Below are 17,124 nucleotides of genomic sequence, written 5' to 3' on the forward strand. Positions count from 1 at the left end.
CTATTCCTCGTTTGTCAGCAACATTAAGATATGGGCAGCACTCCAACTAAAATTTGGAGCATTAAGTCCCTTCCCGGTAAGTGGGTGATAATTCTCAAAAATGGGAGTTCCCTTGTCCAAAATGCCCTCCGCTCCTTCCAATAGTTTTATGGTAGCAACATCCGCTTCTTCTTCAAATCCATAATTTCTAAGGCCTTTGATGCCAAAGTATGCCTGATCTAACCAATTAGGACCTCTCCAATATCCTTTCAAGGGGTTGAATTTGGGATGATCGGCAGCCATGGTCTGAAAGGGTACTTTGACATAGAATTTCATGGGATCCATCATTTTATCTTTCACCTCTTTGGCCTGTTCTGATGAAGCTACTTTGGCCCAGAGTGGAATCCAACCCTCACTCCCTGCTCCTTCAACAAAAACATCACCTTTTAAGTTGGTATCGTAAAACCATCCATCTTTCTCACTAAAAAACTGCTTTTGAATGCGTTCTTTCAAAACATGGGCTTCATCTGTCCAGTTCTTGGATTCGTCTTCCAAATGTAAAAAAGCTGCCAATTTGGCCAAATACAACTTTTCTGCATAGAGGTAGGAATTTAAGTCTACGCTTTCTTGATTCATAGAAAAGGCTCTTTCTGAGTTTTTGAGCATCTTGGCTCCATCAAATCTAATAGCGTTGTCCATGCCACTCTCCCACTTAGCGGCAATCAAGGTACCATCTGTAGATCCATATTCACATAGTCCATCTTGATCATGATCCCTATCCAAATACCACCAACGATGATACTTTTTTAGCTTTGGGTACATTTCCTTAACAAAACTTGTATCCGAACTATGCTGGGTAATTTTGGCTACCGCCCACGCAGCCAATGGAGGTTTAGTATCTCTTAGGTTGTGGGCCTCTATCGTGGTGTCTCTATAAACACAATCCACAATAAATCCATTTTCATGTTGAAAATCGAACATGGCCCTTATTTGATCTTTTGCCAATTCGGGATGGTAGAGGGAAAGACCAGCGGCATGCTTCCAAGAGTCCCAGGACCAAAATCCATGAAACCATTCGTAGTGATAGCTCGGAAACAATCCCTGATGTTTCAGTTCCCCCGCAGGAACCCGCCAATTGTTTTGCATCGTCAAACGAGCTTTTGCGGCTAGCGTGAGATACAAACTATCGTTGAACTTTTCACGAAGTTTGGATTGAAGTGACAAAAGTTCTTTTTGTGCTTCAACTTTCCGGCGTTTTAAAAGGGTATCAAAACTAATCGCCTCAATGGCCCTTTTCTCTTTTTCCCAAGAATACTCGGGAAAAATAAAGGTTTGGGAAGCCAAGAAACTCTTTGATTCTTGTGGTTTTAGAACAAACCGATGCTTTTCCAAATTATAGGACAAGCCATCCTGAATTTGTATTCCTTTTGCCCCATCTAGAAAGAGTAAATAGCCTACGGCATCACTTTTTTCCGATATGAGCGCGATTTGATCCCCTTTGGTCTCTGCTTGCACCCCAACGTCAAAGAGTTGACCCGAATATTGGGCATCCAAAGAAATAGACTTATCTGTCCTATTGGTGACCACGGTTCTTTGCAAGGCCGTATGAGCAGACAGGTACACCAATTCTTGTTTAACATTAAGTACCGATCCCACATAAACTTGCTCCAAGTGACTGGCATAGCTTTTTTGGGATATCAATGCATTGGTCAAAGAAGATGGTTGCTTCCCAGGGTCAATTAAATTAAATTCTAACCGTTGGAGGACGGGACTCAACCAAACCCCGTTTTCCTGGGTCATCAAAAAGGGACCAGAAAATCCACCATGATAACCGATAGTATCTGGAAGGCCATAGGCAAACCATGCCCCTTGATCAGAGAACATGAGCATATCCCTATCTCGTGGAGAATTTGGCGCTCCTTTATAATCAAGCACATTTTCAGAAAACGAGAACTGATGTAAAGTCGAGGGTTCCGATTCGCCCACATCACGGCAGCTGTTCAAAAAAAGAAATGCAATTAGGCAAAAGAAAAATGAGTTGTCCATGGGTTAAATATCATACAATGATTATAAATTTCACAAGTGACGAAATTTCTTTCAAACATTATACGAACGATATGATAAACTACAACGAAAAGGGAAACACGCTGCTAACTATGGACTTGCGAAAGGTACAAAAAAAACCATTTTAACAGCCACGACAAACTAAAATCATGGTTAATTCATACTTTTAATCTTGACATTTTTTCAAAACCAGAATTATAGGATGGGTAAAATTAGACTTCAAGCTAACCTAAAAAAAGCACAATCAGTCTTATATCTTTTCCTTAGTCAACCTTAACAGCCAAACCAATTTTGGATTCGAATTCTATTTTAAGGGAAATTCAAAAACGCAATCAATTTGTGTTCAAAAAGTTTTTTGAAGACACCTATGAAGAATTGGTCCATTATGCCAACAGCTACCTTTTTGACCCGGGGTACAGTGAGGATATGGTGCAAGAAGTTTTTATCTATTTATGGGAAAGGGCAGGAGAACTGGAAATCAAAAGTTCGTTAAGGGGGTATTTGTACAGCATGGTGCGTAACAAATGCCTCAATTATCTTAAATCCATAAAAATCACGGATACAGCAAATGTTATGGATTTGCAGTCCTTGATCGCATCTGATTATAATTTGCAAATTTTCTCGGACGATGATCTTAAAATTGTGCATCAACAGCTATTAAAAGTCGTTGAAAACCTTCCTTCAAAAATGAAGCAAATTGTGAAGATGCGGTTTATTGACAACTATAAGTACATTGATATAGCTGAAGAACTTGGGGTTTCGGTCAATACGGTCAAGACCCAATTGAAGCGGGCCAAACTCAAAATATCCCAGCAAATGGCATTGATTCTCACATTACTTTTCACCCAATAAATTGCATTAATACGTAGTAAATCCGCCGGTTTATTAACACACTATTAAATTTTTCTCAATTTTTTGTCACCCATTTTAAGAATTTGATTGTCTTAGTAAAAAGAAGTCAACATAAAAATGGAGTTTAAGTTAATCCTTAAGAAACTAAATAATACCCTTACCAAAGACGAAGCAAGGATTTTTCAAGAATGGATTTCCGAGTCAGAAACCCATCGGGCCTATTTTCAAAAAGTTAAGGAAAATCACTTAAAATCTCCCGAGGCCATTGATGTGCGGACCGGATGGAAAAGTGTGGATTCTCAACTAAAATCAAAGAAACGAACGATCATGTACTGGAAATATGCAGCGGCCGCAGTGCTGCTGGTATTACTTAGCTTGCCTTTTTTATTCACAAAGCAAGAACCCATTACCGAACCCATAGTGAACGTGCCCACGGAGACCATTGAAATTGGTTCTGATAAGGCTACCCTGACCTTGGAAGATGGCACCAAGGTTCCCTTGGAAAAAGGTAAGACCTTTAGAACAACTGCATTAACCAGCAATGGACAGCAAGTTGTCTATTCAAAACCAGTTGCCGACAAAACACAAACGCCAACCTATAACACCTTGACAATTCCGAGAGGGGGACAATTTTATATTGTCCTTTCGGACGAAACCAAGGTTTGGCTAAACTCAGATTCAGAACTACGCTATCCGGTTGCCTTTTCTCCTAACCAACCCAGGAAAGTGGAATTGGTATATGGTGAGGCCTATTTCGAAGTTTCACCCAGTACCCAAAACCATGGAACCCATTTTCTTGTTGCCACACAAGAACAAGAAGTGGACGTGCTGGGAACAGAGTTTAACATCAAAGCTTTCAAAGAAGATGACTTTATAGAAACAACTTTGGTCAACGGCAAGGTTGCCATTAGAAATGGGGGCAATGTCAATAATCTGAGCCCGGGCTTCCAATCCAAATTGGATAAGGGATCTCAGCAGATCAGTATAGCTCCTGCAGATATCTACAATACCATTTCATGGAAAAATGGTCTTTTCAGCTTCAAGAATATGGCTTTAAAGGATATTATGACTGTGCTTTCCAGATGGTACGATGTAGAAGTTGAAATCAGGAACACTTCGGTAGAGAACATTTCATTTCATGGTGTTTTTAATCGAAATCAGGACTTAGAGAACATTCTTTCAATCATAGAAAACACGAACGAAGCAAAATTCACAACTAAAGGGAAAACAATTATGGTAGAATAAAATAGGGATGGGGCTTAGACCTGGACAATTTAAACTCCCATCCCTGCTGTCGATCAATTAATTAAATATTAACTAACTAACGCAATCAAATTTATGAAAACAAAATTTGTTGGACTACCTATTTACTATAGGAAGACACTATTACTCGTTATTATGAGGACCTTTATCTTTTTATGTTGCATGGCAACCTTTGGTTTTTCAACCAAAATAGGATTCTCACAGGACAAAAAAATTGTTGTGGACAGAGATCAAGAACTCTCTGTGGAACAGGTCTTTGACCTCATTAGACAACAAACGGACTATTCATTTATCTATCGTTCGGATTTATTTTCGGAAGCACCAAGGGTTAAAGTTAAAAAAGGAGAAACCCGCATAAACCGATTACTCCAAAAAACCTTGTCGTTTGCAGATTTTGAGTACGAATTATCACCCGATGGGGCCATCCTTTTAATAAAGAAGGAAAAACAGGTCAAAAGAAAGAAGGAAAAAGTACAGCAGGAGATTACCGGGACCGTTACCGATACTAATGGAACTCCATTGCCGGGGGCTTCTGTATTAATTAAGGAAAATACCACCGTAGGAACCCAAACCGATTTTGATGGCAACTATTCCATTATGGTCCCTGGATTTGAATCCACCCTGGTTTTTAGTTATTTGGGATTTACGACCAAGGAAGTAGTCGTGGGTGACCAAACCACCATAAACGTCACCTTGGATGAAGATGCCCAAGGCTTGGAAGAGGTAATTCTTGTAGGTTTTGGTACCCAACGAAAAGCAGAGGTAACTGCAGCAATTTCCTCCGTGGACATAGAAGAAATTCAAAAGATTCCTACCGCCGATGTCGCTACCTCACTTCAAGGTCAAGTGGCGGGTTTAAATGTGGCCATCGCTACAGGTGCTCCGGGAAGTGAACCTATTATCCGTATAAGGGGACTCGGAACCATTGGAAACAACAATCCTTTAGTGGTTATAGACGGTATTCCTGGGGAACTTTCTTATATCAATCCGTCGGATATTGAGGATATTAGTATTCTTAGGGATGCATCTGCAGCAACCATCTATGGTTCCAGGGCATCCAACGGGGTCGTAATTGTGACCACCAAACGAGGACGGACAGGTGACCCTAGGGTGACTATAGGCTCTTATGCCAGCACCCAGTGGTTCAGTAACGGTGTAGATGTCGCCAACAGATCACAACATGATCAAATTAAACTGGAAGCATTTAACAATGCCGGTGAAGCCCCAGCTCCTTATCTAACCAGCGGAGCACAGTATGCAGATTCTGATTGGGTTGGCGCCTATATTGACAATGCCTTTGAGCAAAAACATGATATAGGTATTTCCGGAGGAACAGAAAACATGAAGTATAGTTTCTCCGCAGGATATTTTGAAAATACGGGTACAGTAGTGAATACAGATTTTAACAGGCTAAGTACCCGATTAAATTTGGATTTTAATTTGTTGGAGGGTCGCTTAAAGATTGCCCCAGGTGTAAGTTACACTCGTGAAACCACAGGGGGAATTTTTGAACCAACCGAGGAAGGAAACGCCAGTTTTTCACCTTTCCTACAAATCTATCAGACCTTGCCCCATAAAGCCATTTTCGACTCTAATTCCTTAAATGGTTTTGCCACACCTCCATCCGAACTTGGATCAGGGAACCCTGTAGGCGAAACGCAATTGAATGATAGAACGGACGAAGATGATTACCTACAATTTAATGTGGCCGCTACCTTAAAACTCTTTGATGGACTGGATTATCGTTTTCAATATGGTGCAAATATTGAAAATACGCATTTCGCCAATTTTTTGCCGACCTATAATTTTGGCCCCCAAGCGGTAAATGAGAATCCTTCCCTTTCGGAGCTTCGGACCAGATCCAACGAATGGACACTCAACAACACGTTGAACTATCGTAAATCCTTCGGCAAACATGATATTGAGGTTCTACTAGGTATTTCAAGGGAGAAAAGCGAATTTAGGTCGGCCGGGGGATCCAACAACGAACTGGCATCTGATCAACTACGAGGATTAAGTGCTGGTATTGGTGATGAGTCATCTTTTGGTTTTAACTCCACAAGTACCTTACAATCCTATTTTGGACGATTAAGCTATGATCTAGACGACAAGTACTATATTCAGGGTAGTGTTAGAAGAGATGGTTCGTCAAGATTTGCTTCCACGAATAAATATGGAAACTTTTATTCAATATCCCTTGGATGGGCAGTTCATAACGAAAGTTTTTTCAATTCAGAGTTAATCAGTCAGTTAAAGCCACGTTTCAGCTATGGTACCTTGGGGAACCAGTTGATCGGGGATCATTTGTTCCTGGCCCGAATTGGGTCAGGCGGACAACAGCTAAATTACCCTTTTGGTGCAGGGCAAAGTCAACCTGTGATTGTAGGTGCCATTGCAACCTCATTGCCTACACCTGATATCCAATGGGAAGAGACTGCTACCACCAATATTGGGGTGGACCTTGGTCTTCTACAGAACCAATTGAAGTTCTCATTTGATTATTTCACCTCCGAGACAACCGACATGTTGGTAAATGTACCTATTCCTGCAACATCGGGAATAACCTCATTTCCTTTGACCAACGGTGGTAATCTGGAAAACAAGGGTTGGGAATTTTCAGCCTCATATAACAACTCCAACAACGACTTCAGTTATAGTGTAAGCGCAAACATCAGTGGTTCCACTAATGAGGTCACTAAATTGGGAATAGCAGATGAGGCGTTTACTGATGGATTCATTGAGTTCAACAACTTCCCAACAACACGAACGGAAGTAGGTGGCGAAATTGGACGGTTTTATCTGTTCGAAGCGGATGGGATTTTCCAGACTCAGGCAGAAGTAGATGCCCACGGAGTGCAACCCAATGCCGCTCCCGGAGACCTTCGATTTGTAGACACCAATGGTGATGGTGCTTTGGATGACGATGACAAACAGTTCATGGGCAGTGGACTTCCAGATTTTGAGTATGGAATCAACTTCAGCGCCAATTATAAAAATTTTGATTTGAGCCTTTTCTTCCAAGGAACCCATGGTAACAACATCTACAACGGTGTTAGAATGTGGTTGTACAGAACGGACAGGCAAAACATGTCAGCTGATCTTCTGAATGCTTGGTCTCCTAGCAACACCGGAAGTAATATTCCTCGGAATGTTTTTGGAGATCCCAACAACAACATTCGACCATCAAGCTATTTCTTGGAAGATGGGTCTTATTTCAGACTTAGGAACCTTCAGGTAGGCTACACTTTCCCACAGAATATTATGGGGAATTTACCTGTGGACAATCTCAGATTGTACGTTACGGCCACCAATCTATTTACGATTACTGATTATTCCGGGTTCGATCCCGCCCTAGGTAATGGAGGAACTTTTAATAGAGGCGTCGATAGAGGTTTCTATCCTTTATCCAAATCTCTCATCCTAGGATTGAATCTTACACTCTAACAAAAAAATTGAAACTATAATGATCAAGATTATAAAAAAGAGCAAGTATACGCTCATTGCAGTTTTAGCCCTGATGGGTGTTTACTCCTGTAGTGATGATTTCATAGAAGTTGAAAATAGGGAAGTACTTACCGAGTCCAGTTTTTGGCAAACGGAAGATCATGCCCTTCAAGCGCTAACCGCCACTTACGCCGCTTTACATAGTTCCAGTGGAAGTAAATGGGCATTTTTTGAGGAGATTTACACCGCTATGGCCTACAAAGCGGATGAGATGGTCAACAACACTGCCGAAACCTATAGCAGGTCTTTGGCCAGTTTTACCAATACCACGGAAGAAAGTGGGCCTTTTAACATCTGGAGAAGTGCCTATGCAGGAATTGGCAGAGCCAATCAGATTTTGCTTCAGGTACCCAATATGGAGGCCCTTTCTCAAGAAAGTAAGGATGTAATCATGGCGGAGGCTAAGTTTTTAAGGGCTTACTATTATTTTTGGTTGGTCACGGGTTTTGAAAATGTCCCATTGGTTACTTCCTATGAGGTTGATCCTGACAATCTTTTCCCGAATCAGGTGACTCCAGCCGAAATCTGGGCTCAAATTGAGACAGATCTAACCGAAGCCGAAGGTGCCATGCTTGTAGAACATTCCGGTGAATGGCTCGGGAGAGCCACACAGGGAGCTGCAAAGGCCCTTTTGGGAAAGGCCTATCTATTTCAAGAGAAATGGGCTCAAGCAGAAACCAAACTGGCAGAAGTATTGGCCATGGACTATGCCTTATTGGAAAACTATGAGGACAACTTTAATGGAAGCGCAGAAAACGGCAGTGAAAGTGTTTTTGAAATTCAGTTTACAGGAGATAGATCCAACGGTAATGACGAGCGTCAAGTTTTTAATTTTGAGGTATCACCCTATGCCTTTGGTGGATGGGAACTGTTTTATCCTTCCCAGTGGTTGGTAGATGAAATGCGAACGGACCTAAATACCGAGGGTGATCCCAGTGATCGTGTTTATGCAAGTATTTTCTTTGATGACCCAGGGTCAGAAATGTATAGCAGGGACATTGATGATAATGTAGCGTATACTGATGCGGCGGGAGATTTGAATCATCCAAAATATTTTAAAAAGTATTCCTTTAATGAGGATACCAACTTTTACAACGGTACCAACATTTCCATTATTCGATTTGCCGATGTGCTATTGATGTATGCGGAGGCTCTTAATGAAAATGGAAAAACGGACGAAGCCATCATTGAGATAAATAAAGTGAGGGAACGAGGCGGAGCAGTACCACTGGCAGCGATGTCACAAAGCGATTTGAGAACCCAAATAAGACACCATGAAAGGCCCGTAGAGCTATCCATGGAATTTGGTATTCGTTGGTTTGACCTCTACAGATGGCAACGGGGAAGTACCGCCACAGAATCCATAAAGACGACCCTTGAAGATCATGGCAAACCATTCGCTGAGAACTTTCAAGATAAACACATACTCTATCCGATACCACTTCAGGAAATCAACATCAATGAAAACCTAGATCAAAATCCTGGGTGGTAGGTTAAAGATGTTTAGTTAGCAGTTTGAGTTAGTTTCGTATTTAAGTTGCGTCACGTGCCACCTAGGACCATTTGCCTGGTTTCCTAGGTGGTTTTTTATAGTATCATGATCAATCAAACAGTAATTCACAAAACACCGTCGCAACATATGAAAACCCTTTTATATCAGCTTTTCTTGGCCCTTTTTCTTATAGGGTGTGGTTCCGGTGGCAATAACATTCGATATGATGGATATGCCACTAAGGCCTATTTAGGAGATTCCATCGAAATCTCATTTTATTCACCCAAAATGTTCCGTTTTCGTATTTCCGGACTTCAAGGTGAAAAGTTTCCTGTTCAATACGAAATTCCATTTCTAAATGGTCATAAAGAACCTTGGAAAAAGGTAGAATGCACCTATGAAGAAACGGAGATGAACCATATCCTTAAAACTTCGGGCCTTACCCTATTAATTGACAAAAAAGACTTGAAATGGGAAATACGTGACGCCGCAGATGTCCATGTTTATCCATCCGAAGGCCCCATATATGGTATGTTCCGAGATGGTTATTCCAAATTTGACAATGCTAGTGCTTTCAATGAATTCAACCTGAACAGTCGATATTCCCATTGGTTTTACAACAAAGAGTCAAATAGTTATTCAGACATTTTTATCAAGGACAGCTTGATTAAAGACGAATACTTCATATATGGACCAGACTACCAAACCATTTTCTCACAATTCAATGATTTAGTGGGTCCTGAGCCACTTTTGCCTAAAAAAGGGTATGGGTTTTTCCAAACCCAGCATCTATCCTGCTCTGGCAACCAGAACGACTTTATGGAAGTCGCACAAATGTTCCGGGAGAGGGACATCCCTTGCGATAATCTAATTCTTGATTTTGGTTGGGGAGATGCCTGTATTGGTGATAAGGAAATTACATGGGGAAGTAGCTTGGATTGGTCCGAGAACTATACCCATCCACTTTCTGCAAATCAAATGATCGATTCCTTAAAAAAAATGAATCTAGATCTAATGCTCATTCACCATAATGCACCCAATCATCCAAATAGGGAAAACCATGGATGGACAGAATCATTGTTTGAAGAAGACCTCTGGTGGAAAAGATATAAGGAAAAACTGGATATGGGTATTGCCGGTACTTGGCAAGACACAAGAAGAAACAATATTTCTGATGCAGAAATCTGGAATGGCACCCAGGAATACATAGGTGCAGATAAACGCGTATTGTTCATGGGGTGCAGACGGATGCAGGAAACCAACCCCTGGGGCGGTGAACACACACAGCTTCCCGTGAATGCCATGATAGGACAACGAAGATACCCTTTTAGATGGGTAGGGGATTCTGATTTCACTTGGTCTGAAATGAAATGGCAAATCAATGCGATTACCAACACTCATGGTGCCATGAAGGGCATGTCAAACCTTACCTGGGATGTATATGGAAAAACCCCATTAATTCAGGCAAGAATGAATCAGTTTGTGGATTTTTTAAGTGTTTCCCGATCACATAATCTCAAACCTTGGTCCGTTAGCTCAGACATAAACCAATGGAAAGAACGCATTGTAATCGAACGTTCACTAGTAACCTCAAAGAATCAAGAAAATTCAGAAAGACTTGCGAAAGCTGGGGAGTATACAGCGGAAAAAAGCATTCGAAGACATCGCAAATTGCGCTATCGACTCCTCCCTTACATTTACTCATTGGCGTATGAAAATTACCTGAGCGGCATGCCCATTACACGACCTATGTTGCTTCAATATCGGGAGGATGAAAAATGCAATAGAAACCAATGGCCCTATCAATATATGTTTGGGTCCTCGCTGTTGGTAGCTCCTGTATATCACGATGGTTTACAACACCAGATATATCTTCCCAAAAAATCAGGGTGGTACGACTTCTGGTCTAAAAAAAAGTATGAGGGAGGGCAAATCATTAATTATGACTCCAGTAATCCAGATCAACTTCCTTTACTGATTCCTGAAGGCGCTACTTTGGTCTATGGAAAAAATCGAAACTGGATTGTACCGGGAGAACAGGAAAAAGTACTTTGGCTGGAGATTTACCCCGGACAAAAGGGGGAAACTACGATTTATGAGGACGATGCCCAATCAATAGCCTATCAAGAAGGGGAATATGGCAAAACCAAAGTTCATTGGGAAATGGACCCGGTAAGTAACAATTTAAAACTGACCATAGGTGCCATCGAGGGTGATTTTCAGAACAAATTGGCGAATAGATTATGGAAAATACGGGTGCTGGACTTGGATAACAAATATCGGTCAGCTTCATCCAAAGGCACTAACTTAGTGTTTGGGGTTCCTTCAAGAATCGAAGCCACCGGTTTGGCGCTAAACGATGCCTTTAAGGAAGTAACGTTAAAGACCCTTACTAATGAGGCTACCGTCATTGTATTCAAATAGATTCCATCAAATGCCAAAGAATTCGTCTCAACATACAAATCCAAGTCTAGTCAAAATTATACTTCTAGTTTTCTTCGCATGCGTTTCCTGCAAGGAGAAGATGGAAAAAAATACCCCAAAAACGGAGAAACTATTTACTGAAATTCCCAGTTCCATTTCAGGAATTCAGTTTATCAATGAGATTCCTGAAAGCAGTGCCATGAATAGTATGGTCTATGAATATTTTTACAACGGAGGGGGCGTGGCCGTAGGTGATGTGGACAATGACGGACTACCAGATATCTATTTCACCGCCAATCTGATGGAAAACAAACTGTACAAGAACAAGGGCAATTTTACATTTGAGGATATCACGGTAAAAGCCGGTGTAATGGGAAGTTTTGGATGGACCACTGGAGTAACCATGGCAGACGTAAATGCCGATGGGTGGCTTGATATATATGTCTGTAAATCTGGAAAAGGAAAATCCAAGGACCGAAAGAATCTATTATACATCAACAACCAAAATGGCACTTTTGTAGAAAGGGCGGAACAATTTGGGCTTGACTTTGATGGTTATAGCACACAAGCTTCTTTTTTTGACTTTGATAAAGATGGGGATTTGGATATGTTCCTGCTCAATCATAATGTGAGTCCGATAAATACCGATAACCCCGAGGAGTTCAAAAAAGATTCAAATGAACTTGTTGGGGATAAATTATACAGAAATGATGGTGAAAATTTCACAGATATATCTGAACAAGCCAGAATTGTAAGCAATTCCCTTGGATTTGGGCTAGGTGTTTCCATTGGGGATGTTGATAACAACGGCTGGCCAGATATCTATGTGGCCAACGACTATATTGAACAAGATTACCTGTATTTCAACAATGGGGATGGTACTTTTTCCGAAAGTCTAAAATCTGCGATTGGTCATGTTTCCAATTTTTCCATGGGCACCGATATGGCGGATATAAACAACGATGGACTGCCGGAAATTCTTTCATTGGATATGGTTGCAGAAGATAATTACGGTATAAAGACCAGCATGAGCGGTATGAATCCAAAAGCTTTCAATCATGCAGTTGACCATGGCTTTCATTACCAATACATGTATAATACCCTTCAACTTAACCAAGGTGGCGGAAAATTCAGTGAAATAGGTCAAATGGCAAATGTTTCAAGTACCGACTGGAGTTGGGGACCCTTGTTTGCGGATTTTGACAATGATGGACTAAAAGACCTTTTTGTAACCAATGGCTTAAAAAGGGATTTTAGAAACAATGACTTTAAAAAATACAAGTTGGAACGCTTAAAGCTCGCACAGCAAAATGGTGAAAATATGCCAAAAGTCATTGAGGAATTGGTACACAAAACACCTCAACGGAAAACGCAGAACTACTTTTTTAAAAACAATGGGGACCTAACATTTACCAAAACATCATCAAAGTGGGGAATAGATCGTCCCACTTTCTCGAATGGGGCCGCTTACTCCGACTTGGATTTGGACGGTGATTTAGATCTAGTGGTGAACAATATTGATGAAGAGGCTATAATTCTAAAAAACAACTCAGAGCAAAACTTCATACAATTTCAACTCATCGGGAGCTCCAAAAATAAGTTTGGGATTGGAACAAAAGTTCACATTGAGACAGCAGAAGGAACCCAGTTCTTGGAAAACTATCCAACCCGGGGATACCAGTCTTCGGTTGAATCTAAACTTCATTTCGGCCTGTCAAATATTTCGAATATCAAAAAGGTCGTCATTACATGGCCAGACGACAAAGTAAGTGTAATGCATGACCTAAAAGCCAATCAAGTTTTTAGCGTAGATTATAATAGAGCTACTATTCCAGCTCCCGTCCCTAAAAACTTGCCAGTCACCATTTTTTCGGAAGTTTCATCAGCTAAAATTGATTTTAAGCACGAAGAGAACCTTTATGATGATTTTGCCATCGAAAGTCTTCTTCCCCATAAAATGTCACAGTTTGGACCTGCACTAGCGGTTGCCGATATTAACGGCGACGGTCTTGAGGATTTTTATGTAGGCGGAGCGTCAGGAAAGCCTGGTGCACTGTACACACAAGATGCTTCTGGCACTTTTGCCCGTTCAACAAACCAACCTTGGCAATCCGATGCCATACAAGAAGATCTGGATGCCGTTTTTTTTGATGTGGATAATGACGGAGACCTTGACTTGTACATCGTAAGTGGGGGCAACGAATGGAAACAGGGCCATCATTACTACCAAGACCGGCTCTATCTAAATACAGGTGGACGTTTTGATCGTGATTTTAAAAGTCTTCCAAAAATTTCCATCAGTGGAAGCTGTGCAAAACCTTTTGATTTTGACCAAGATGGAGATTTGGATTTATTTGTTGGAAGTAGACTACACCCGCAAAAGTATCCCTTCTCGGAGTCAAGCTTACTATTAGAAAACAGAAACGGTGTTTTTGAAGATGTAACCCCAAAAGTAGCCCCAGAGCTTTCCGAAGCCGGAATGGTAACGGACGCCATTTGGACGGATTTTGATTCGGATGGACAAACCGACCTTATTGTGGTAGGGGAATGGACCAGTATCCAATTCTTTAAAAATGATAGAGGAAAATTAACCAAGGAGAATCGCATACTTTCCAAAACCGAGGGCTGGTGGAACAGTATCGCACAAGCTGACATGGATAACGATGGTGATATGGACTATGTCGTGGGAAACCTCGGATTAAATTACAAGTATAAAGCTTCTCATGAAGCACCGTTTGAGGTCTATGCCACAGACTTTGACGACAACGGAACCAACGATGTGGTTCTTGGATATTATAATGAGGGGAACCTCTTTCCATTGCGGGGAAGGGAGTGCTCTTCCCAACAAATGCCCTTTATCAAAAAGAAATTTCCAACCTACCATAGTTTTGGTTCCGCTAATCTTTTGCAGGTATACGGGCAAGATAAATTGGAGAAAGCTCTGCATAAATCGGCATATACCTTTGCATCCATCTGTTTGGAAAACCTTGGGGAAAGGAAGTTTAAGATGCATCAATTGCCCAATTCTGCACAAATCTCATCCATAAACGCCATACAAGTGCAGGATTTTGATGAGGACGGGAATGCAGATATATTAATTGCTGGAAATCTATATCAATCAGAAGTGGAAACACCCAGAAATGATGCCAGCATTGGTCTATTGTTAAAAGGCAGGGGCGATTTTGGTTTTGAACCCGTCCCTTGTAATAAAAGTGGTGTTTTATTGAATTCAGATGTAAAGAAAATGAAAGCTATATCCCTTGGGGAAGAAGGAACTGGAATTTTAGTGGCCCCCAACAATTCATCTCTAAAATTGTTAGCGCACCGGCCATAAAAAAGACTTTGACAAATCCTTTGTCATCAATAATTAATTTTAGAAGTTGCCTACACCATCAACAATTCCTCTGTTACAGGTAATTGCCTAATGCGTTTTCCGGTTGCGGCAAAAATGGCATTCAACACTGCCGGGGCTACTCCGGGCACTCCCACTTCGCCCGTTCCACTAGGTGTATCCTGAGTTTCCACAATATGCACCTCCACATCAGGAGCTTCTTGCATTCGTAATAAATCGTATGAATCATAGTTGCTTTCCTGCACAACACCTTCTTTTACCGTGATAGGCGTTTTTAATAATGCCGTTAAACCCCACATGATACTGCCCTCAATCTGCCCTTTCACCTGACTTGGGTTTATGGCCAACCCGCAATCTATGACTGCAGTGAATTTATGAACCTGAATCTTCCCTTCGCGAACAGAAATATCGGCCACCATGGAACAATAACTTCCATTGTAACACATAGCCGATACTCCCTGAAAAATCCCATTGGTCCTTAACCTCCCCCAACTTGATTTTTCTTTTACCAATTCCAGGGTATTGTGCAACTTTTTCGGATAGAGATCGCTACCAACCCAAGGCCATTGTTTTTGTTCCTGAATTTCCGCGTTCTTCAATACCTCTAGTCTAAATTGAAGGGGGTCCTTTCCAGCATTGTGGGCCAGCTCGTCCATAAAACATTCCATCCCCAAACCCCATGGATGTGCAAAGACACTACGCCAGGAAGCTCGTGGCAAAAGTCTTCCCTCCTTGTATTTTAAATAGCTATGGCTCATAAAGGGAATGCTATAGGGATAACAGCGGTATGCGCCTGGTCGGTTGATAGAACCGCGATACCTGATGGAAACTGGAAAATTGTTGGCATCCAAAGCTGCCTCCCAATAATCCTTGCAAAGTGGATGATATTTTGAGGTAAGGAAAGTATCTTCACGGCTCCATGTTACCTTGACCGGCTTACGAAGTTTTTCGGAAAGGATGACGGCCTCTTCCACATAATCACAAAAGAATCTCCGCCCAAATCCACCACCTGAGGGCTGGTTGTTCACCTTTATGGCCGCCTCTGGTAGACCGGTAAGTTCTGCGATTCGTTCCCTGGTGAGTTGGGGAGCCTGTGTTCCTGCCCAGATTTCAAGTTTATGTCCCTGATGATAGGCTGTTGCATTCAAGGGTTCCATGCACGCGTTCACTTGAAATGGGGAGTCGTAGGTTCCAGAAATGTATTTTCTTCCTCTGGGAAACAGTTTTTCAGCATCATAAAGATTGGCAACGACTTCGCTTTTGGTTTGATAATCGGCTTCCAATTCCTTTCTAATGTCATCATTGGATTTAAGGCCGTTCTTCCCCATTTCCCATTGTATCTCCAAGGCCTTTTTTCCTTCAAAGGCTGCCCAAGTGCTTGTTGCCAATACGGCCACCCCAGGCCGCACTCCACCTCTATAATCTTCCTGTTGTAGTTCTGTGGGCTCCACTTCCATCACATCAACAACTCCGGGAATTTCCAAGGCTTTACTCCCATCAAAAGACACTAGTTCTCCTCCCCATACAGGGCATCTTTCAATGGCGGCATAAACCATGTCTGGCAGTTTGGTGTTAATGGAGTATGGGGTGGTCCCGGCTGTGGCCCATTTGGTTTTCACCCCTTTGACCGGTTTCCCAATATACTTGAATTCCGAAGGTTCTTTTAATTGAATCTCCCTTGGTGCCTGTAAGGTAGAGGCTATGTCAAGAACGGCTCCAAAAGGTAGTTTTTCATTCAGGTCTTTGCGGTGAATATGTCCATCTTCACAATAACATTCCTCTGGTGCCACATTCCATTTCTGCGCCGCTGCCTGAACCAAAATTCCCCGCGTCGTGGCCATAGCTTCCCGCAGAGACTGCCAAACCATCCGAAGTCCATTGCTTCCACCGGTATCTTGCAGGTAACCATAGCGCTCAGAACTGCCGGGTCCAAATTCGAGCTTCAGTTTATCCATGGATACTCCCAATTCATCCGCTGCCACCATGGCCAATCCTGTAGAGGTACCCTGTCCCAACTCAGATTGACTGCAAATGAAGGTAATGGTGTTATCAGAACCTATTCGGATGAAAAAATTTGGTTCCCAATCCACGATGCTTTCATCAACAGTTGTACAACTAAAGGGAAGATAGGTTCCCAATAAAAGGCCTCCTCCAGCCAGTGAAGTTATTCTGAAAAAGTTTCTACGTTCCATGA

Annotated in this window: 8 protein-coding genes; 6 read left to right on the forward strand and 2 right to left on the reverse strand. The window is 41.8% G+C overall.

What is annotated here, in order from left to right; all coding sequences use genetic code 11:
* Entirely contained in the window at positions 1 to 2,025 is a 2,025-nt protein-coding gene (locus tag BUC10_RS14295) for an MGH1-like glycoside hydrolase domain-containing protein (RefSeq protein ID WP_084732669.1), read from the reverse strand.
* Positions 2,026 to 2,334: 309 nt separating this feature from the next.
* Here BUC10_RS14295 and BUC10_RS14300 point away from each other — a divergent pair, with 309 nt between their 5' ends.
* From BUC10_RS14300 to BUC10_RS14325, 6 genes are all read left to right on the forward strand, one after another.
* Positions 2,335 to 2,895 carry an RNA polymerase sigma factor gene (locus tag BUC10_RS14300; RefSeq protein WP_073180878.1) on the forward strand — a complete coding sequence of 187 codons (561 nt, stop codon included), beginning with the start codon at positions 2,335 to 2,337 and terminating at the stop codon, positions 2,893 to 2,895.
* Between the two features lie 117 nt (positions 2,896 to 3,012).
* On the forward strand, positions 3,013 to 4,140 hold the full coding sequence (locus BUC10_RS14305) for a FecR family protein (protein ID WP_073180880.1): 1,128 nt from the start codon (positions 3,013 to 3,015) through the stop codon (positions 4,138 to 4,140).
* Between the two features lie 237 nt (positions 4,141 to 4,377).
* Positions 4,378 to 7,602, forward strand: a complete 3,225-nt coding sequence (locus BUC10_RS14310; protein ID WP_165614911.1) for a SusC/RagA family TonB-linked outer membrane protein — start codon at positions 4,378 to 4,380, stop codon at positions 7,600 to 7,602.
* A 19-nt stretch (positions 7,603 to 7,621) separates the two neighbouring features.
* On the forward strand, positions 7,622 to 9,154 hold the full coding sequence (locus BUC10_RS14315; protein ID WP_073180884.1) for a RagB/SusD family nutrient uptake outer membrane protein: 1,533 nt from the start codon (positions 7,622 to 7,624) through the stop codon (positions 9,152 to 9,154).
* Between the two features lie 147 nt (positions 9,155 to 9,301).
* The gene (locus tag BUC10_RS14320) at positions 9,302 to 11,578 is read left to right on the forward strand and encodes a TIM-barrel domain-containing protein (RefSeq protein ID WP_165614912.1); all 2,277 of its coding nucleotides are present in this window, start codon (positions 9,302 to 9,304) and stop codon (positions 11,576 to 11,578) included.
* A gap of 100 nt (positions 11,579 to 11,678) precedes the next feature.
* Entirely contained in the window at positions 11,679 to 14,912 is a 3,234-nt protein-coding gene (locus BUC10_RS14325) for a VCBS repeat-containing protein (RefSeq protein ID WP_073180889.1), read from the forward strand.
* Positions 14,913 to 14,962: 50 nt separating this feature from the next.
* Here the strand turns inward: BUC10_RS14325 and BUC10_RS14330 are convergent, their stop codons facing one another.
* Positions 14,963 to 17,122, reverse strand: a complete 2,160-nt coding sequence (locus BUC10_RS14330; RefSeq protein WP_073180891.1) for a xanthine dehydrogenase family protein molybdopterin-binding subunit — start codon at positions 17,120 to 17,122, stop codon at positions 14,963 to 14,965.
* Between the last annotated feature and the right edge of the window lie 2 nt (positions 17,123 to 17,124).

This window comes from Flagellimonas flava, from assembly GCF_900129665.1.
Taxonomy (GTDB): domain Bacteria; phylum Bacteroidota; class Bacteroidia; order Flavobacteriales; family Flavobacteriaceae; genus Flagellimonas; species Flagellimonas flava.